The 18,602-nt window shown below is 72.5% G+C and carries 14 protein-coding genes; 4 read left to right on the forward strand and 10 right to left on the reverse strand.

The features are described from left to right. Window positions 1–15 precede the first annotated feature (15 nt). Both Prum_RS54270 and Prum_RS46145 read right to left on the reverse strand, forming a co-directional pair. Window positions 16–4,308 carry a polymorphic toxin-type HINT domain-containing protein gene (locus tag Prum_RS54270; protein ID WP_281369173.1) on the reverse strand — a complete coding sequence of 1,431 codons (4,293 nt, stop codon included), beginning with the start codon at window positions 4,306–4,308 and terminating at the stop codon, window positions 16–18. Between the two features lie 8 nt (window positions 4,309–4,316). Then, window positions 4,317–6,725, reverse strand: coding sequence for a S1 family peptidase (locus Prum_RS46145; protein ID WP_173085673.1), 2,409 nt, complete (start codon window positions 6,723–6,725; stop codon window positions 4,317–4,319). Window positions 6,726–7,653: 928 nt separating this feature from the next. On the opposite strand from Prum_RS46145, the gene Prum_RS46150 reads away from it, so the two are divergent. After that, a complete protein-coding gene (locus tag Prum_RS46150) occupies window positions 7,654–9,048 on the forward strand; it encodes a cellulase family glycosylhydrolase (RefSeq protein ID WP_173085675.1) in 1,395 nt (464 codons plus the stop codon). 21 nt (window positions 9,049–9,069) lie between these two features. On the opposite strand, the gene Prum_RS46155 is transcribed toward Prum_RS46150, so the two are convergent. Genes Prum_RS46155 through Prum_RS46180 form a run of 8 tightly spaced genes read right to left on the reverse strand, consistent with a single transcriptional unit; the run spans window position 9,070 to window position 15,438 of the window. Next, on the reverse strand, window positions 9,070–10,170 hold the full coding sequence (locus Prum_RS46155) for a hypothetical protein (RefSeq protein WP_173085677.1): 1,101 nt from the start codon (window positions 10,168–10,170) through the stop codon (window positions 9,070–9,072). Continuing rightward, window positions 10,164–11,105 carry an enolase C-terminal domain-like protein gene (locus Prum_RS46160; RefSeq protein ID WP_218577913.1) on the reverse strand — a complete coding sequence of 314 codons (942 nt, stop codon included), beginning with the start codon at window positions 11,103–11,105 and terminating at the stop codon, window positions 10,164–10,166. The genes Prum_RS46155 and Prum_RS46160 overlap by 7 nt, the downstream gene beginning before the upstream one ends. A 17-nt stretch (window positions 11,106–11,122) precedes the next feature. Further along, the gene (locus Prum_RS50430) at window positions 11,123–11,401 is read right to left on the reverse strand and encodes an enolase-like domain-containing protein (protein ID WP_218577914.1); all 279 of its coding nucleotides are present in this window, start codon (window positions 11,399–11,401) and stop codon (window positions 11,123–11,125) included. Further along, window positions 11,398–12,324 (reverse strand): 5-dehydro-4-deoxyglucarate dehydratase, encoded by a 927-nt coding sequence (locus tag Prum_RS46165; RefSeq protein ID WP_173085679.1) that lies wholly within the window; start codon window positions 12,322–12,324, stop codon window positions 11,398–11,400. Before Prum_RS46165 ends, Prum_RS50430 begins: the two co-directional genes overlap by 4 nt. Window positions 12,325–12,326: 2 nt before the next feature. Then, entirely contained in the window at window positions 12,327–13,199 is an 873-nt protein-coding gene (locus Prum_RS46170) for a carbohydrate ABC transporter permease (protein ID WP_173085681.1), read from the reverse strand. A gap of 30 nt (window positions 13,200–13,229) precedes the next feature. Next, window positions 13,230–14,108, reverse strand: a complete 879-nt coding sequence (locus Prum_RS46175; RefSeq protein ID WP_173085683.1) for a carbohydrate ABC transporter permease — start codon at window positions 14,106–14,108, stop codon at window positions 13,230–13,232. Then, entirely contained in the window at window positions 14,108–14,467 is a 360-nt protein-coding gene (locus Prum_RS50435; RefSeq protein WP_218577915.1) for a type 2 periplasmic-binding domain-containing protein, read from the reverse strand. The genes Prum_RS46175 and Prum_RS50435 overlap by 1 nt, the downstream gene beginning before the upstream one ends. Further along, window positions 14,386–15,438, reverse strand: a complete 1,053-nt coding sequence (locus Prum_RS46180) for an ABC transporter substrate-binding protein (protein ID WP_218577916.1) — start codon at window positions 15,436–15,438, stop codon at window positions 14,386–14,388. Before Prum_RS46180 ends, Prum_RS50435 begins: the two co-directional genes overlap by 82 nt. A 117-nt stretch (window positions 15,439–15,555) precedes the next feature. Between Prum_RS46180 and Prum_RS46185 the strand changes: the two genes are divergently transcribed. From Prum_RS46185 to Prum_RS46195, 3 genes are read left to right on the forward strand one after another with little or no spacing between them, the layout of a single operon-like run. Continuing rightward, window positions 15,556–16,329: an IclR family transcriptional regulator gene (locus Prum_RS46185; protein ID WP_246278780.1), complete on the forward strand. Its 774-nt coding sequence runs from the start codon at window positions 15,556–15,558 to the stop codon at window positions 16,327–16,329. After that, window positions 16,329–17,123 carry an NAD-dependent epimerase/dehydratase family protein gene (locus Prum_RS46190; RefSeq protein WP_173085687.1) on the forward strand — a complete coding sequence of 265 codons (795 nt, stop codon included), beginning with the start codon at window positions 16,329–16,331 and terminating at the stop codon, window positions 17,121–17,123. The genes Prum_RS46185 and Prum_RS46190 overlap by 1 nt, the downstream gene beginning before the upstream one ends. 9 nt (window positions 17,124–17,132) lie before the next feature. Next, on the forward strand, window positions 17,133–18,563 hold the full coding sequence (locus Prum_RS46195) for an aldehyde dehydrogenase family protein (RefSeq protein WP_173085689.1): 1,431 nt from the start codon (window positions 17,133–17,135) through the stop codon (window positions 18,561–18,563). Window positions 18,564–18,602: the final 39 nt, after the last annotated feature.

An 18,602-nucleotide genomic window follows, 5' to 3' on the forward strand; every position in this document is an offset into this window, starting at 1 on the left:
CCGCCACGACCGCGGCTATCCTCCTCCGGTAAGGACGGTCAGCTCGATGTGAGGGTATCTCTCTCTGAACTGGCGAATCACCCACTCACACGAGGGGCACACGATGCGTTCGGAGTACAGCACGATGGTGCCCCACACGTTCGGCGAGGGCCCGAGCTGGTGCGCGATGTAGTTCAGAATCTTGAACTCGGGTTCGCTCATCCTGTTGTTGTGATCGCCGACCTGCCAGGGAATGAAAATCTGCGGATTGTGCGGGCCGATCTCTGGCACGAACCCGTCACGCCGGCCCAGTCCGCTCACCGCGGACAGCAATTCGGGGATCCCACCGGCGATTTCGGTGCGGGCCACGGCGATGTTGCGTCCTGGTGCGACTGACCCTGAGGCGCGTATCCCGAACGCCTCCATGATTACCTGATCGCATCCGGTGTTGTGGACGAGCAACGGCGCGCGTCCCGCTATCACGTAGTAGGTGTGGGTGTTGGCGACCGTCAGGTCGTACATGATCTTCGAGCCGGTGTAGGAGCGCACGCCGGTGACCGTGACCGGCTCGGCATCTCGGCTCTGGAGTCGAGACCCGGACGCCAGCGCGCTCGCCTCGACCCAAGCGCCGGCCGCCGTCGCCCAGAAGGGATGGGTGGGCGTCGTACGGATCGTTGTCGACGCGCCAGCGCGATCGACGACCCGCACGTCCGTCAGGGCGGTGTCACGATTGCGCCACACACGTGTGACCCGCTCGCGAGTGGTCCGCCCAGAGGCCGGATCGGTCGCCAGGACCTGTTCGCCCACCTTGACGTCGACAATCCGACGACGGGTGCCGTCGGCCATCAGCACTGGGGTGCCCGGATCGAAGCTGTGTCGCCCCAGACAGGACGCCAGCCCGCCGAGGCGCAGCAGGGTGAGGTTGCCGGTTTCACGGAGTCCGGCCTCGGCGACCTTGAGGCCCTGCACGGCGAGGTACATCGCCTTGAGGGCCTGGAAGCCGACGCTGAGCAGCTTGCCCAGGCCGGCCAGGAGCAGCGTCTCCAGCGCGATCGCGCCGAGGTTGATGAGGGTCTGCAGCAGCGACTGGTCGCCGTTGAAGAACTTGAAGACGTTCAGCCCGACGTCGCCGATCGTGAGCAACGCGCCGGCCGCGAGCCCGCACGGGAGCACCAGAATGCAGCCGACGATGCTCGCTGCGGCGCCGACGAGGAATATGTTCTTCGCGAATTCGACCGCTACGAGGAGGAGTGAGATCTGCAGGTTGCCGGTGAACATCGGATCGAACACCGCGTTGGTGCAGTTTTCGTGGCCCTGGCTGCCGGGGGCGTACACGCCGTCGCAGATGACGCCGTGCTTGTACGCCCGGGTGAACATCTCCGTGGGATCGGCGAGCACGTTGCCGGCGCAGTTCGCGAACCACTGGTACTTGGTGCCGTCCATGTACTTTTCCAGGTCCGCCACCGGGCTGTCGGCGTACATCTCGAAGCAGTTATGGATCTCGATCTGCTGCTGGTAGATGTAGGCGTCGTAGGCGCTCTTGGCGGCGTTGGCCGCCGCCTCGGCGCTGGCGTTGGCGGCGACGGCCGAGTCGTACGCGCGCTTGGCCGCGTCGTACGCCTCCTTGGCGGCCTGCACGGCCCGGTCGTTCGAGGCGATGGCCCAGGCGGCGGACCGCACGGCGCTGCGGGCGGACGCGTTGGCCTGGGTGGCGGCGTTCCTGGCGGTGGCGACCGCGGCGGCCGCCTTCTCCACGGACCGCGCGGCGTCGTCGGCGTACGCGTCGGCCCGTTCGGCGGCCTCGGCGGCCTCCTCGGCCGACGCGGCGGCCTGGTTCGCGTAGTCCGCCGCCAGTTGGGCGTCCCCGTGGGCTTGCGCCGCCACGGCCTGCGCCTCCAGCGCGTGCTGCATGGCCGACTCGGCGGCCTGGTTGATCCTCTCCAGCAGGCCGCCGACGATGGCCAGGTGAGCCGCGCCCTCGTGGTCGCGCTCCGCCGCCGCGTACCGGCCGACCTGGAGGAACTCGCGCAGCGCGGTCGGCGGGCCGTCCAGCGCGACCTGGGCGGCCGCCTTGAGTTCCGGGCCGCTGGTGGGGTCGGCGAGGAGCTGGTTGACCCGTACCCGTTCGCCGACCGCGGCCGCGACGAACCGCCCGGTGTCCAGGAAGTCACGCAGCGCCTGCAGGGTCCCGGCGTCCAGCGCCTCCTGCGCCCGCTGCATCAGCACGGTGTCGCCGGCGGTCCGCGCCGCGGCCATGATCTGGTTGACCTTGACCCGGTCCTTCGTGAAGCGGCCAGGGTAGTTCTGGGTCCGCAGGAACGTCCGCACGTCGGCGTCGGTGCCGTCCAGCGCGGTCCGCGCGGCGGCCGACAGCGCGGCGTTGTCGGTCACGGCCAGGTCCATCACCGTCTGGCGGTCGTCCCGGGCGTTGGCCGCGGGCAGTCCGGTGTGGACGAACAGCAGGATCTGGGCGTCGCTGCCGCCGAGCGCGGCCAACGCGGCCTCCCGGGTGTACGTCCCCTGCGCCCCGGCCAGGCTGAGCGCGACCCGGCGGCCGGCGGCGACCGCCTCCGCGGGCGGCGTGGCCGGGTCCCGCGCGAGCGCCAGCAGCCGGTTGGTCTCCGCGGTCCGCTTGGTCGCCTCCTCGGCGTCCCAGTCGGCGATCTGTTGCTGCGCCTCGTACTGTGTCCGTCCGGCCCGAGCCGCCTCCAGCGCCTGGTCCTTGGCCACGGCGAGGCGCTCGTCGTCGGCCTGGCGGGCCGCCTGGAAGACCGCGACCGCCTGGGTCGCCGCGTTGACCGCGTCCTGCGCCGCCAGGGTGGCGGCCTCGGCGTGCGCGGTCGCCCGGCCGGCCGCCTCGGCGGCCTCCCCGGCGTGCTCGGCGGCCTCGATCGCGGCCTCGGCGGCGTCCTGGGCGTTCTCGGCGGCCCGGTTGGCGGCGTCCCGCGCGGCGATCGCGGAGGCGATCGCCACCCGCAGGTACCGCTCGGCCGCCTCGGCCGCACGTGTCGCGCGGGCCGCGTTGTCCCGGGCCCGCTGCGCGGCGGCCACCGCCTCCGACGTGTTGGCGCCCGCCGCGTTCGCGGCCGCAACGGCCTCGTCGTTGGCGGCCGCCGCCAGGTTGGCGTTGTGCGCGGCCGACTTGGCCGCGTCGATCGCGGCCAGACCCGCGCCGATCGCTTCACTGGCGGCGGCCGCCGTGCCGGCCAGGTCGCGCGCCTTCTCCGCCGCGGCGCTGGCGTTCTCCGCCGCGGTGCGCGCCTGGGCGGCCTTCGTCTCGTCCGTCGCCGCGTCCGCGGCCGCCTTGCGGGCGCGCGCCGCGGCGTCGCCCGCCTTCGCGGCCGCCGCGGCGGTACGCGCCGCCGCGTTCGCCGCCGCCCGCGCCGCCCGGGACGCCGCCGCCGCGGCCTGCACGGCCACCCGCGCCGCCTGGGCGGCCTGCTCGGCGGCGAACGCGGCGCGCTTCGCGTGCTCCCCCGCCTGTGCGGCGTTGTCCCGGGCGTCCTCCGTCGCCTGCGCGGCCGCGGCCGCCGCCCGGCGCGCGCCCTCGGCGGCTTCCTTCGCCCGCGCGCCGTCGTCCTTGGCGGCCTGCGTCTCCGCGGCGGCCAACGCGCCGGCCGCCTCCGCCTGCGCCGCCAGGTCGGTCAGCGTCGCGACCTCGTCGTCGCGCGCCGAAGCGACCGCCCAGCCGTACTCCAGGAACTGCTCCAGCGCCTCCGGCGTGCCGGCGTCCAGCGCCCGCTGGCCGGCGGCCTTCACCTGCGGCCCGCCGATGGCGACCGCCTGGTTGACCCGCAACCGCTGGTCGGTCAGCCACTGCGCCTGCCAGCCCGAGTCCGCGAACGCCCGCAGCGCCTCCGGGTCGTTCGAGTCCAGCGCCTCCTGGGCCACCTCGCGCACCTGCGGGCCGCCGGCCGCCATCAGCTGGTTGACGGTCACCCGGGCGTCGATGTCGGACGCGCCCTGCCAGCCGCTGGCCAGGAACCTGCCGATCGCGTCCGGGTCGCCGGCGTCCGCGGCGTCCAGCGCCTGCTTGGCCGCGGCCCGTACCGCCGGACCGCCCTCGCTGATCGCGCGGGCGACCGCGTCGCGCTCGTCCAGCCGCTGCGCCGCCTGCCACCCGCCGTCCAGGAACGCCCGTACCTGGTCGTCCGAGCCGATCAGGGCGGACTCGGCCGCGACCCGGACCTGCACACCGCCGGAACGCCACAGGTTGACCGCCATCGACCGGTCGACGGGCTCGGGCTCGTCCTGCGCCCGGGCCGGCACGGCGTACAGGAATCCCACGAGCAGGGTGAGCACCGTCAACGCGGCGAGCCGAGCACGCATCACCTGAATCACCCCGTCACGGTCAGGCGCAGCAGCATGGTGGGCGAGGCGTCCGGGTCCGTACCGAGACCGACCTGGGTGCTGCCGTCCGGGTCGACGTCGACGGTGATCTCCTCGCCGTCGTCGCTGATCAGCTCGGCGGTGACCTCGTGGCCGGTGCCGGTGCGCTGCCCGTCGCCGCGGATCTCGAACACGCCGGGGACTTCCAGGTTGAGAATCCCGGAGGGCGCCCGCACCTTGAAGCACACCAACCCGAGGCCGTCGGCGCCGATCGTCTGGTCGGTGGTGTAGACCTCCAGCAGCCCGATGTCGCCCTGCGCCGGGGTGTCACAGTCGGCCAGCACGATGTGCCCGTCGCCGGAGATCAGCCGCACGTTCAGGTCTTCCAGGATCTGCGCGGCGTTCGGGTACAGGTAGTCCTCGACCGTCGCACCCGGACTGTCCGCCGCCGCGACGGCGGCCTCCGCGACGGCCTCGTCGACCGGCGCCTCCGCGGTCGACGCTGTCGACGCCGTGGTGCCGACGGTGTCGCCGGGCAGCGGGTTCGCGTACCAGCCTTGCAGGTCCACCAGAATGTGGGCGGTGCCCGCGCTGACGTTCCGGATGCGGATCTTGCCGTCCGTGCCGACCCTGACCACGGCCAGGCCCGACCGGGCGGTCGTGTTCGGACCGGGGTAGTTCGTCAGCGACGCGGCCGGCTCGTTGCCGCCGACCGGCCACGCCTGGAAGTGCCCGTCCGCGTTGTTCTGGAAGACCGTGAGGTTGACCAGCGCAGCCGCGCCGGCGGGCACGCCCAAGGGGGCGTCCACGGTGGCGTCGGCCAGCACCGGCCCGCCCTCGCCGACCGTCCGGGTGTCCAGCTTGCGCGTCCCGGCCAGGGTACGCAGGCCCGCGCCGCCCGTCGCGCTCGTCGTGAAGTAGCCGGTCGCGGTGACGAGGAAGTGAACCGCGGTGGTGCCGTTGTTGGTGATCGTCGCCCGGCCGCTGGCGTCGAGCTTCACGGCGATGCCGTGCGACGTCTGGCCCGGCGCGTAGTCCATGACGCTGCGGTCGTTGGCCCCGCCCGCCGGGTACGCGCCGATCCACCCGTACCCGGTCGCGCCGACGACCACCAGGTCGACGAAGGCCGTGCCCGTGCCCGCCGGGATGACCCCGCCGGTGAGGGTGAACGTCCGGCTCCCCCAGGCCGGCACGACACCGGTGCTGCCGCCCAGCCCGGTACGGGTGTCGACCAACCGGGTGTAGTCGACCGGCACGAACCCGCCACCCGCCGTCGCCGTGCTGGTGTAGTAGCCCTGGACGTCGGCTACGACGTGCGTGCCGGCCACGTGGTTGTAGACGGCCAGCTTTCCGTTCGCGGGGACGGGCACCACCGCGGTGTTGGAGAGGAACTGGTTGGGGGCGGCGTTCACCATCGACAGCGCGGGGTTCAGCGGCGTCCCGTCCGGGAACACCGTCAGATAGGTGTACGCCGTGGTCACGGCCGTCACGTCGAGCAGGACCGCGGTGACGCCGCTGGCCGGTACGCCACCGACCCCGGTCACCTGGAACGATGTGGTGCTGCCGCCGGCCAGCGGTGCGGCGGGCGTACTTCCGGTGCCGCGGGTATCCAGCACCTGCGCGCTGGTGCCCAGCCGCACGAAGTTGCTGCCGCGCACCGTCCGGCGTACCCAATCCTTGATGTTGTCGAGCCGCGCCTCCGTCGCCAGATTGCGCGTCTCCGCGGCGTCCGCGCCGTGGCAGCGCGACTGCCAGGAGGCGCCGTTGACCGCGACCAGCTCGATGGCCGCGCCGGTGCCGCGCAACGCCGGCCCGCCGGCGTCGCCCTTGCAGACGCTGGCCGGCGTCGCCTGGTCGCCGGCGACGTCCAGCGCCGCGGTGGCGACCGACTGCACCGCGAACGACCCGAGGTGCAGCCGGTCCGGCACCCAGTCCGCCGCCGTCCGCCCGAACCCGGCCACCTGCAGCACGTCGCCGACCACCGGCGCGGTGGTGCCGATCTTGACGGGGGCCACGTCGATCACCGGGCTGGCCAGCTTCGCCAGCAGGAGGTCCCGGGCCACGTGCGGCACCACATGGATGACCGTGCGCACCTGCCCCTTCGTGGTGGTGGCCAGGTTCTCCCGGCCCACCGTGACCGTGGTCGGGTACACCGGCGGCCCGACCGGGATCGGCGCGGCACCCTGCGCGAAGCAGGACTTCGCCGTGACGATCCACTCCGGATCGACCAGCGCCCCGGAGCACCCGCGCACCCCGTCACCCACCTTGACGTCGGCCACGAAGCCGTACCCGTCGGCGGGCGCCGGCGCGCCGCCAGCGACCCCGAACGCCGGAGCGGCGGCCGCCAGGGACGCCACCGCCGCAACCACTCCGGCCAGCACACCCGCGGCCAAGCCGCGCCGAATCAGCACACGCATGTACGACCACTCCCCCGCTGCAGCCGACCGTCCACAGTCGGCACCGCACCCATCCGTGACCGCCATCGTGCCCAAGCCCGACTTCAAACCGGCTTCATTCCGCCTTCACCCACCCCACCCGCTCCCGCGCCCCGGCCTGCCCCGCCCCGCGCCCCGGCCCGCCCCGCGCCCGGGCCCGCTCTGCCCCGCGCCCGGGCCCGCGCTTCCCCGTCGATCAAGGGCATATGGTCGTGCTTTGATCTCTAAACCACGGCCATATGCCCTTGATCGACGGGGAAATCCTTGATCGGCGCGAGCGCCTCCACGGTGGTACCGCAGGTGTATGGGTGACCGTGGACGCGCCGTGCCGATCCGTCCACGGTGGTCACGCAGGCTCGCCTGGAACTCGGACCACTTCGGCTACCTGGTTCGCGTCCCGGTCTACTGCCCAGTAGGGGTCCCCTTTGGGGTATCCGCATGTGAGCAGGGCGCCCCTGTTCACGCCCTGGCAGGCAAAGGGGCGCCCCACTCATGTCCCAATTGCCCACAGGGGACCCTACTGGGCAGTAGACGCCCCCTCCGCCCGCCAGGAACCCCCCGCCCACCCGCGAGCCGCCCGTCGCCGCACCGACGCCCCTCCGCCCCGTCGATCAAGGGCTTCCGCGTCGATCAAGGGCAAAGGGTCGCGGATCGGAGATCAAACCACGACCGTTCGCCCTTGATCGACGGGAGAGCCCTTGATCGACGCGCGGGGCGCGGGGCGCACAGCGCACAGCGCGCAGCGCGGGGCGCATGGCGCGGTGGGCAGCGGTCGGGGGTGGACGTGGGGGAGGTATTGACCTAGGCTGATGCCGCTGCGAGCCGGGCAGTGATCGTCGGTCCATCTGGGCAGTGGTTCCGACGGGTCCCTGCCCCGATTCCCGGGCCTCCTTACATCTTGAGGTAGGTCATGCGCAGATTTCCCCGTCCGAGACGGCTCGCCGCCGTCGGCGTGGCGCTCGTCGCCGCCGCCGCTTCCATCCTGCTGTTCGTCAAGCCCGCCGACGCGGCCGTGGGCCTGCACATCAGCGGCACCAACATCGTCGAGGCCAACGGCAGCAACTTCATCATGCGCGGGGTCAACCACCCGCACGTCTGGTACACCGGCCAGACCAGCTCCTTCGCCAACGTCAAGGCGCTCGGCGCCAACACCGTGCGGGTCGTCCTGGGCAGCGGCAAGCGGTGGGGCCCGTCCAACGACGTCGCCGCCGTCATCACGCTGTGCAAGCAGAACAAGCTGATCTGCGTCCTGGAGGTGCACGACACCACCGGGTACGGCGAGGAGGGCGCGGCGGCCAGCCTCGACGAGGCGGTCAACTACTGGATCAGCCAGAAGAGCAACCTGGTCGGCCAGGAGAACTACGTCGTCATCAACATCGGCAACGAGCCGATCGGCAACACCAACGCCGGCCAGTGGACCGCCGCGACCGTGGCGGCGATCCAGAAGATGCGCACCAACGGCTTCGAGCACCTGCTCATGGTCGACGGGCCGAACTGGGGCCAGGACTGGCAGTTCGTCATGCGGGACAACGCGCAGACGATCCTGAACGCCGACACCCAGCGCAACACCGTGCTGTCCATCCACATGTACGCCGTGTTCAACACCGCCACGGCCATCACCGACTACCTGAACCGCTTCCGGACCAACGGGTGGCCGCTGGTGGTCGGCGAGTTCGGCTGGCGGTTCAACACCAACGAGGTGGACCACGACACGATCCTGGCCGAGGCGAACGCCCGCGGGCTCGGTTACCTCGGCTGGTCGTGGAGCGGCAACACGGATCCGATCCTGGACATGGCGACGAACTTCAACCCCAGCCAGCTCACCACCTGGGGGCAGCGGATCTTCAACGGCGCCAACGGGATCAAGGCCACCGCCAAGGAGGCCACCATCTACAGTGGAGTGACACCGACGACGCCGCCGGTGACCACGCCACCCGCCACCACGCCACCCGCTACCACGCCACCGGCCACGACGCCGCCGGTGACCACGCCGCCGGCCGGCACGCGCGCCTGCACCGCGACGTACGCGATCCTGGGCCAGTGGCCGGGCGGCTTCCAGGGTGACGTCCGGGTCACCGCGGGCGGCGCGGCGATCACGGGCTGGACCGTGACCTGGACGTTCGCCAACGGGCAGGCCGTCAGCCAGGCATGGAACGCCACCGTCACCAGCAGCGGGGCGAGCGTGACCGCCCGCAACGTGAGCTACAACGGCAGCCTCGGCGCCGGGGCGAGCACGACCTTCGGGTTCATCGGCTCGTGGAACGGCACCAACGGGGTACCCACGCTGTCCTGCAGCGCCACGTAAACCACCACGGGTCTGGCGCCGTCACCACACCGCGGCCAGGGACGCCAGCAGGCGTTGGCGGTCGGGCGGCGCCAGGCCCAGGTGGTACAGGCTGAGCCGGCTCGCACCGGCCTCGCGCAGGCGCTTGACCCGGCCGGGCAACTCCGCCGGGTCGGCGGGATCGAGCACGGTCACGTACGCGTCGACCGGCAGCCCGGTCGCGGTCGCGGCGGCCACCCGCTCCTCCCCCGCGCTCCAGCACGATACGAGCAGCCCGTCGACGTCCGGCGCCACGCCGGGGGCCAGTCCGGGCAACGGGCCGGTCGCCCATGGGTCCGGGTCGGCGTGCAGGACGATCCGGGCCCGCGGGGCCGCCTCGCGCAGCGCCGCCACCACGTGGGCGCGCAGCTCGGCGGCGATCCGGTGCCGGACGGCGAGCAGGGCCGCGAGGGCAGCCTCGTCCACAACTGAGGCGTCCACGGTGGACCGGCGCAACGCGGCCACGACCGCTGCGGGGTCCAGGCCCAGCGCGGCCCACGACGCGCGGCACGCCGTACAGCAGCACACCGACAGCAACTGGGCCTGCCGCGGCGACCAGGCGCCGCCGGTCTTGTCGTGGTGGCTCGCGTGGCCGGCGCCGAGTTGGCCGCACGCCTCCAGCGACACCTCGTCCGGGTCCGTCCCGTGGACGGCCTCGACGGCCAGGAGTGCGGCGTAGTCGCGTACCTCCGCGTGGGCGGGGCAGAGCGCGTACCGGTACGGCTCGCCGAAGCAGTTGACCACCGCCACGTCCGGGTTCAACGTACCCAGGCGGGTGTTGTGGGTGAGCACGACCCAGGCGGACACCCGCAGGCCGGCGGCCCGCAGCGCGGCGGCCGCCGCGCCGTAAGGGTCCTGATTGGACAGCCACACGGGTACGGCCGGCACCAGCCGCCGCCCGTGCCAGGCCGGCTCCCGCACCGGGCGGTAGAGGGCGGCGTACGGGGCGTCGACGATCCGCCGCGACGGGTGCAGCGGGGTGGCCGCCCGCACCGAGTGGTACGCGGCGGCGAGCACCACCGTGTCCACGCCGAGGTTCGCGACCCGGGCCGGGAAGGCGGGGTCGCCGAGCACGTCCCACGGGTACGCGTGCCCGCTCACCATCGCGGGATCAGCCTCCGGTAGTCGGGGTCGAACCGCTGGTAGTACCCGGTGTCGTCGCGCGCCCGGAGGCCGCAGCGCAGGTAGTCCTCGTGCATGCGGGCCAGCGCGTCGCGGTCCAGGCTGACCCCCAGGCCCGGCGTGGACGGCACGGGCACCGCGCCGTCCACGAAGGACAGTGGATGCTCGACCACGTCCGCGCCGCACTGCCACGGCGTGTGCGTGTCGCTCGCGTACGCCAGGGCCGGTGTGGCGGCGGCCACGTGGGTCATCGCGGCGAGGCTGATGCCCAGGTGGCTGTTGGAGTGCATGGACACGCCCACACCGTACGTCTCGCAGATGCCGGCCAGGCGCTGGGTGGCGCGCAGCCCGCCCCAGTAGTGGTGGTCGGCCAGCACCACGCCGACGGCCCGCTTGGCGAACGCCTCGGGGATGTCGTCGAAGGACACCACGCACATGTTGGTGGCCAGCGGCATCGGCGCCTTCTCGGCCACCCGCGCCATGCCGTCGATGCCCGGCGTCGGGTCCTCCAGGTACTCCAGCAGCCCGGCGGTCTGGTCGGCGACCCGGCGCGAGACCGGGACGCTCCAGGCGCAGTTGGGGTCCAGCCGCAGCGGCATGTCCGGGAACGCGTCGCGCAGCGCCTGGATCGCCTCGATCTCGACCTCCGGCGGGTGCACGCCGCCCTTGAGCTTGAGCGAGGTGAACCCGTACTTCTCCACCATCCGCCGGGCCTGCGCCACGATCCCGGAGGCGTCCACAGCGGAGTCCCACTGGTCGGGTGCGGCGCCGGGATGGGCGGCCCACTTGTAGAACAGGTACCCGGCGAACGGCACCGCGTCGCGCACCTTGCCGCCGAGCAGTGCGTGCACCGGCCGCCCGGTGGCCTGCCCCTGCAGGTCGAGCAGCGCCACCTCGTACGCGGCGAACACCCGCATGAGCGGGCTGTGCGCGCTCAGCCCCACCGTCGCCCGGCCGCGCTCGGGATCCCCGAGGAAGCCAGCCGCGCCCGCAGCCCATTGAGGTCGAACGGGTCCAGGCCGGCGAGGGCCGGGGCCACCTGGCGGACCATGTCCAGGTGGGCCTGGTCGCCGTACGTCTCGCCGAGGCCGACCAGCCCGCCGGCGGACACCTCCACGATCGTGCGCAGCGCCCACGGCTCGTGGATCCCGACCGAGTTCAGCAGCGGCGGGTCCGGGAAGGCGATCGGGGTGACGGAGACGTAGTCGATCACGGCACACCCACCAGCGACAGGGCCGCCCGGCCGCGGGCCAGGATCGCGGCGAGGGCCTCCTCGTGCGCCGGCGTGGTGTCGACCAGCGGCGGGCGCACCGGCCCGACGTCCAACCCGGACAGTCGGGCGCCGGCCTTGACGAGCGCCACCGCGTAGCCGGGGACGCGGTCGCGCAGCTCGACCAGCGGCAGGTAGAACTCGGCGAGCAGGGCGTTGGTGGTGCGCCGGTCGCCGGCCCGGTACGCCCGGTAGAACGCGGTCGCGATGTCCGGCGCGAAGCACAGGACGGCCGAGGAGTAGCTGTCCACGCCGATCGCCTCGTACGCGGCGACGGACATCTCGGCGGTCGGCAGTCCATTGAGGAACCCGAAGTCCTCGGCCCGCGGGTGCCCGCTGGCGCGGATCGCGGTCACCAGGCGCAGCATCGCGTCGACGTCGCCGCGCCCGTCCTTGATGCCCACCACCTGGTCTATGTCGAGCAGTTGCACGGCGGCGGCCGGAGTCAGCACCGCGTTGGCCCGCTGGTAGACCACCAGCGGCAGCGGCGCGCCCGCGGCGACGTACCGGATGTGGTTGACCAGGCCCTGCGCGGTGGACGTGACGAGGTACGGCGGCAGCAGGAGCAGGCCGTCGGCGCCGGCCACCGCGGCGGCGGCCGCGAACTCGCGGGCGACCCGCGGCCCGCCCCCGGCACCGGCGAAGACCGGCAGCCGGCCGGCGGCGACCCGGACCGCGGTGCCGACCACGTCGTGGTACTCCGGCACGGACAGGGCGGAGAATTCGCCGGTCCCGCACGCCACGAACAGGCCCGCCGGGCCGGCCGCGATCTGCCGTTCGACGTGCTCGGCGAAGACCTCCAGGTTGACCCGGTCGTCGGCCGTGAACGGCGTGAGCGGGAACGACAACAAACCTGACAAGCGCATCTCTACCCCTTGATGGCCCCGGACGTGAGGCCCCTCATGAACTGCCGCTGGAATGACAGGAACACCACAATGGACGGCAGCAGTGCCAGCACCGAGCCGGCCAGCAGGACGCCGATGCCCACCTCGGGGTCGTCGCGCAGGGTGCGCAGCGCGAGCGACAGCGTGTACTGGGCCGAGTCCCGGGCCACCAGCAGCGGCAGCATGTACTGGTCCCAGATCATGTTGAATCCGAAGATGCCGATGACGCCGAGCGCGGGCCGGCACAGCGGCAGCACCACCGACCAGAACAGCCGGAACTCCCCCGCGCCGTCGATGCGGGCGGCCTCCTCCAGCTCGATCGGGATCTCCTTCATGAACTCCGTCATGACGAGGATCGACATCCCCCACGCGCCGACCGGCACGATCATGCCGACCAGCGAGTTGAGCAGGCTGACGTGCAGCACCGGCAGGTCGCCCAGGATGAGCGACAGCGGGATCGCCAGCACCTCCTCCGGCAGCATCATGGTGGACAGGATCAGCAGCAGCACCAGCCGGGCACCGGGAAACCTCTTGCGCGCCAGGGCGTACGCCGCGGACACGCTGACCAGCACCTGCAGCAGCAGCCCGCCGCCGACCACGACGAGCGAGTTGAGCAGGTACTTGAAGACGCCGCGGTCGAACGCGACCCGGTAACTGTCAAAGGTGAAGTGCCGCGGGATGAACGACAGCTTGGTCGGGTCGGTGACCCGGTCCAGCGAGCTGACCAGCACCGCGATCAGTGGCCCGGCGAAGACGGCGACCAGCATGGCGTACACGAGGATTTTGGTCAGCGCGGCGACCGGGCCGCGCGGCGTGCCCAGGCCGAGCGCGGTGTCGGTGCGGCCGGAGGCCTTCATTGTCTCTCCTGTTTCACTGTCTCTCCTGCTTCATGATGTGGCCTCCCGGCGCCGGGCGGCCTGGACCGCGAGAGTGAGCACGGCGGTCGCGAGCAGCAGCAGGACCGAGCCGGCCGCGGCCACGCCCAGTTCGTTGCGCTCCAGGCCGAGCTTGTAGATGAGCGTCATGAGGGTCTCCGTCGAGGAGTCCGGGCCGCCGTTGGTGAGCAGGTACACCTCGGTGAAGATGCGCAGGCCGCGCAGCGCCGCCAGGGTGAAGAGGATGGCGAAGACCGGCCGCAGCGCGGGCAGCGTGATGTGCCAGATCCGCCGCGGGATCGAGGCGCCGTCGGCGGCGGCCGCCTCGTAGAGGCTGCGGTCCACGCCGGCCAGGCCGGCGAGGAAGATCATCATGTTGTACGGCGCGCCGTGCCAGACGATCACCGCGAGGATAGACGGCAGTGCGCTGTCGCTGGCGTTGAGGAACTGGCTCGGGCCCAGCCCCACCCAGGCGAGGACGCTGTTGACCGTCCCCTCCGGCGCCGGGTAGTACAGGATCCGCCACACCTCGGCGACGACCGCGCCGGCCGCGACGGTGGGCAGGAAAACCACCGTCCGGATGAACCACAGGTGCCGCGCGGTGCCCTCCAGCAGCAGGGCCAGCAGCAGGCCGAGCACGATGGAGCCGAACGTGCCCAGCACCGCGAACACAAGCGTGTGGCCCAGCGCCGCGAGCACGTCGTCGCTGGTCACCACCGTCTCGTAGTTGGCCCCGCCGACCCAGCGGTCGCCCAGGAACGGGCGTACCTCGTAGAAGCTCATCTCGATCGCCCGGGCCATCGGGATGAACTTGAAGTACGTGAACAACAGCAGGGCCGGCGCCAGGAAGAACCACGCGACGGCGTACCCGCGCAGCCGGGCACGCAGCATTACCCCAGTACCCCCTGCTTCTCCAGCTCCTGCTTGAAGGTGTCGGACAGCTTGGTCAGCTCGGCCTTCGGGTCCGCGGAGCAGTTCGACACGATCGAGTTGAACGAGTCTGCGGCGGTCTGCCGGAACGGCGTCCAGTTGGGCACCCGCGGGGCGAGCTTGCCGCTGTTGGTGTACACGTCGGCGAAGACCTGCCAGCGGGTGTCGGTACGGACGTCGCTCATCTTGACTTCGGTGTTCACCGGCAGCCGGACGAGGTTGCCCTCCTTGTCGCCGTTCATGCCGATGGTCTGGCCCTCGACGGAGGCGGCGAACCCGGCGAACTTGCGCTGCCCGGCCTGGTTGGGCGAGCCGGCCATGAGGTAGATGTTCTCCCCTCGGCCAGGGCCAGGGCCTTGCCGCCGCCGTTCGGGCCGGCTGGGACCGGTACGACCTCGACCTTGCCGGCGCCGACCTTGTCCGCGGCGGCCAGGTTGTACGGGCCGGTCAGGTAGATGCCGGCCTTGCCCGCCTGGAACGCGGCGATGGCGTCGCCGGTGCTCTGGGTCACCGAGCCGGGCATGACCACCTTGTCGGTGCAGAACAGCTGCTGGAACCAGGTGAGCGCGGCCACCGAGTTGTCGCTCGTGACGGCCGGGGTGAACTTGCCGTTGCTGCCGGTCAGGAACTCGGCGCCGTCGCTGAACAGGAAGTTGCTGAAGTACCAGGAGATGTAGCCGCGGGTGGTGGTGCCGGGGATGTCGAAGCCGTACGTGTCGGCCTTGCCGTTGCCGTCCGGGTCGCCGGTGGTGAACGCCTTGCCGAGCGCGACCAGGTCGTCCCAGCTCTTGGGCTCGGCCAGGCCGACCTTCTCCCGCCAGTCCTTGCGGATCAGGATCGCGTACGTCTGGGCGTTGAACGGCACGCCGTACTGCTTGCCGTCGGTGGCCGTGGCCGCGTCCCACGCGGTGGCCGACAGCTTGTCGGCGCCCTCGATGTCGGACTTGTTGACCTGCGTGACCAGCCCCTGGCTGACCAGGTTGCCGAGCTGGGCGACGTCGTTGACGACGATGTCGGGCAGGTCCTTGCTGGCCGCCGCCTGCTGGAGCTTGGTCTCCAGGTCGGTCGAGGCGGTGACATTGGTCGGTATGCCGGTCTTCTCGGTGAACTTGGCGGCGAGCGCCTTGGCGGTCGCCTCGCTCGGCGAGCCCGGCGCGAACCGGACCCAGATGTCCAGCGCGGCCTTCTCATCCTGCTTGGCGTCGGTCGTGGCGGCCGAGTTGCCGCCGCAGCCGGAAAGCGCGAGCGCCATGAGCGCCACGACGGCCACCGCTCTGCGGGTCCGGACCATGACGCCACCTCCTGTCTACATATGTGGACGGTATCTGTTAACCTGGACGGGGTTTAGCGGACAAGGTAGCGTCCGTTAACATGCCGGTCAACAGGTCGACAAAAAGTGGGGAGCGCCGTGCTGGACCAACCAACGCCGCTGGTGAAGTCGGCCGAGCGCACCGTGCGCATCCTGGAGACCCTCGCCTCCGCGCCCGGACTGCTGAGCATCGCGGAGCTCCAGACGCTCACCGGGTACCCCCGATCGAGCCTGCACGCGCTGATCCGGACGTTACGTGACCTGAAATGGGTGCAGGCCGACGAGACCGGCTCGGCCTTCGGGATCGGCCCGCACGCGCTGCTGTCCGGCACCGCCTACCTCGACAAGGACCCCGCGCTCGCGTACGCCGACGCGGCCCTGGAGGACCTGCGCGCCGAGATCGGCTACACCATCCACTTCGCCCGCCGCGACGACGGGCACGTGATCTACCTGGCCACCCGGTCGTCCCGCGACTCCATCCGGATCGTCTCCCGGGTCGGGCGCCGGCTGCCGGTGCACCTCACCGCGCTGGGCCAGGCGCTGCTCGCCGCGCTCACCCCGGCCGAGGCCGACGCGCTGCTGCCGGCCGAACTGGTCCGGTACACCCCGAACACCATCACGGACCGGGCCGCGCTGCACCGCGAGCTGGACGCCGTCCGGGAGCGGGGCTGGGCGTTCGAGCGGGAGCAGGGCACCGAGGGCGTCGCCTGCGTGGCCGTCGCGGTCGACTACCGCATCCCGCCCACCGACGCGATCAGTTGCTCGATGCCGGCCCACCTGGCCGTCGACGACGAGGTCGAGCGGGTGGCCACCGCGATGGTCGCGCACACCCGGCAGCTGGCCGTGTCGCTGCGCCGGGCCGGGATCCGCTGATGGCGCGGGTACTGCTCACCGGCGCCGCCGGCGGCATCGGACGCCTGCTCGTCCCCCGGCTGACCGGCCACGAGTTGCGCCTGCTGGACATCCGGCCACCCGCCGTCGACGGGTGGCTCGCCGCGTCCGCCACCGACCTGGACGCCATGACCGACGCCTGCGCCGGCGTGGACGCGGTCGTCCACCTCGGCGGGCAGAGCCGCGAGGCCCCCGCCGAGGAGGTGCTGCACCACAACGCCTTCGCGGCGTACGCCGTGCTGGAGGCGGCCCGCCGCGCAGGCGTGTCCCGGGTGGTGCTGGCCTCCTCCAACCACGCCGCCGGCTTCTACGAGCGCGGCGACGCGCCGCCCGGCGGGCTGCCGGCCGACGTACCGGTGCGGCCGGACACCCTGTACGGCTGGTCCAAGGCGGCCGTCGAGGCCGCCGGCCGGCTCTACGCGGACCGGTTCGGCATGGACGTGATCTGCCTGCGCATCGGCCTGTGCTGCGAGGTCCCGGACGGGCCGCGGCACCTGGCCATGTGGCTGTCCGCCGACGACTGCGCCCGGCTGGTGGAGGCGTGCCTGAGCGCGCCCGCGCCCGGCTACCGGATCGTCTGGGGGGTCAGCCGCAACAGCCGCCGCTGGTGGTCGCTCGCCGCCGGCGAGGCCATCGGCTACCACCCCAAGGACGACGCCGAGGAGTACGCCGAGCAGATCATCGCGGTGCACGGACCGCCCGACTACGACGGCGACCCGGTGCTGCGCCGCAGCGGCGGCCAGTGGTGCGACATCCCCCTCGGTGTACCGAACTAAGGAGTCACATTGACGCGCGAGGTGCGACACCTCATCGGCGGCGAACGGGTCGGCACGCCCACCGCCGTACGCGAAAACCCGGCCCGCCCCGGCGAGACCGTCGCGGTGTCCGCGGCCGCCGACACGGACCTGGCCGGTCTGGCCGTGGCCGCCGCCCAGAGCGCGCAGCCCGCCTGGGCCGCCACCCCGGCACCGGCCCGCGGCTCGATCCTCACCGAGGCCGCCGCGCTGCTGCTGGCCCGCGCCGACCAGGTCGCCACCGACCTGACCCGCGAGGAGGGCAAGACCCTCGCCGAGGCCCGCGGCGAGGTGCGCCGGGCCGTCGACATCCTGCGCTTCTTCGGCGGCGAGGGCTGGCGCGCGAACGGCCAGACGCTGCCCTCGTCGCTGCCCGACACGTTCGTGTACACCAAGCGCGAGCCGGTCGGCGTGGTCGCCACGATCACCCCGTGGAACTTCCCGATCGCGATCCCGGCGTGGAAGATCGCGCCCGCGCTGGTCTCCGGCAACGCCGTCGTGCTCAAGCCGGCCGAGCTGACCCCGGTCTCGGTGTGGCACCTGTCCGAGGCGCTGCGCGAAGCCGGGCTCCCGCCCGGCGTGCTCAACGTCGTGTACGGCGACGGCGCCGTCGCCGGCCGCGCGCTGGTCGAGGATCCGCGGGTCGGGGCCGTGTCGTTCACCGGCTCGGTCGAGGTGGGCCAGCTCATCCACGCCGCCGTGTCCGCCCGGCGGGCCCGGGTGCAACTGGAGATGGGCGGCAAGAATCCGCTGGTCGTGCTCGACGACGCCGACCCGGCGCGGGCCGCCCGCATCGCCGCCGCGGGCGGGTACGGGCTGACCGGCCAGGCGTGCACCGCCACCAGCCGGGTGATCTGCACGCCCGGCATCCACGACGCGTTCGTCGACGCGCTGCTGGCCGAGGCCGCGCGGTACCAGCCCGGCGACGGGCAGTCCCCCGGCACGCTCATGGGCCCGGTGGCGAGCGCCGAGCAGCTCGCCGTCGACCGCTCTTACCTGCGGATCGCGGCCGACCAGGGCGGCCAGGTGCTGGCCGGCGGCGCCGAGCCGGACGGCCTGCGCCAGAGCGCCGCCGTCGTGGTCGACGTCAAGCCGGACCACCGGATCGCCACCGAGGAGGTCTTCGGCCCGGTGATCGCGGTGCTGCGCGCCGACGACCTGGACGGCGCGGTCGCGGTCGCCAACGCGGTGCCGTTCGGGCTGGCCGCCGGCATCGTCACCAACGACCTGCGGGCCGCGCACCGGTTCGCCGACACCGTCCAGGCCGGCGTCGTCAAGGTCAACCGGCCCACCAGCGGCCTCGACCTCAACGTACCGTTCGGCGGCGTGAAGGGCTCGTCCACGAACACCTTCCGCGAGCAGGGCAGCGTGGCGACCGAGTTCTACACCTGGACCAAGTCCGTCTACATGGGAGTCGACTGAGGCGCAGGTTGACCTCGAGTGCGCTCGAAGTCGTACCGT

This window comes from Phytohabitans rumicis, assembly GCF_011764445.1.
Classification (GTDB): Bacteria; Actinomycetota; Actinomycetes; order Mycobacteriales; family Micromonosporaceae; genus Phytohabitans; species Phytohabitans rumicis.

Bases quoted from the DNA above. Each gene is read 5' to 3' on its own strand.
- Prum_RS54270 (WP_281369173.1), bottom strand. From the start codon at position 4,308: ATGCGTGCTCGGCTCGCCGCGTTGACGGTGCTCACCCTGCTCGTGGGA.
- Prum_RS46145 (WP_173085673.1), bottom strand. From the start codon at position 6,725: ATGCGTGTGCTGATTCGGCGCGGCTTGGCCGCGGGTGTGCTGGCCGGA.
- Prum_RS46150 (WP_173085675.1), top strand. From the start codon at position 7,654: ATGCGCAGATTTCCCCGTCCGAGACGGCTCGCCGCCGTCGGCGTGGCG.
- Prum_RS46155 (WP_173085677.1), bottom strand. From the start codon at position 10,170: ATGGTGAGCGGGCACGCGTACCCGTGGGACGTGCTCGGCGACCCCGCC.
- Prum_RS46160 (WP_218577913.1), bottom strand. From the start codon at position 11,105: ATGCGGGTGTTCGCCGCGTACGAGGTGGCGCTGCTCGACCTGCAGGGG.
- Prum_RS46165 (WP_173085679.1), bottom strand. From the start codon at position 12,324: ATGCGCTTGTCAGGTTTGTTGTCGTTCCCGCTCACGCCGTTCACGGCC.
- Prum_RS46170 (WP_173085681.1), bottom strand. From the start codon at position 13,199: ATGAAGGCCTCCGGCCGCACCGACACCGCGCTCGGCCTGGGCACGCCG.
- Prum_RS46175 (WP_173085683.1), bottom strand. From the start codon at position 14,108: ATGCTGCGTGCCCGGCTGCGCGGGTACGCCGTCGCGTGGTTCTTCCTG.
- Prum_RS50435 (WP_218577915.1), bottom strand. From the start codon at position 14,467: ATGGCCGGCTCGCCCAACCAGGCCGGGCAGCGCAAGTTCGCCGGGTTC.
- Prum_RS46180 (WP_218577916.1), bottom strand. From the start codon at position 15,438: ATGGTCCGGACCCGCAGAGCGGTGGCCGTCGTGGCGCTCATGGCGCTC.
- Prum_RS46190 (WP_173085687.1), top strand. From the start codon at position 16,329: ATGGCGCGGGTACTGCTCACCGGCGCCGCCGGCGGCATCGGACGCCTG.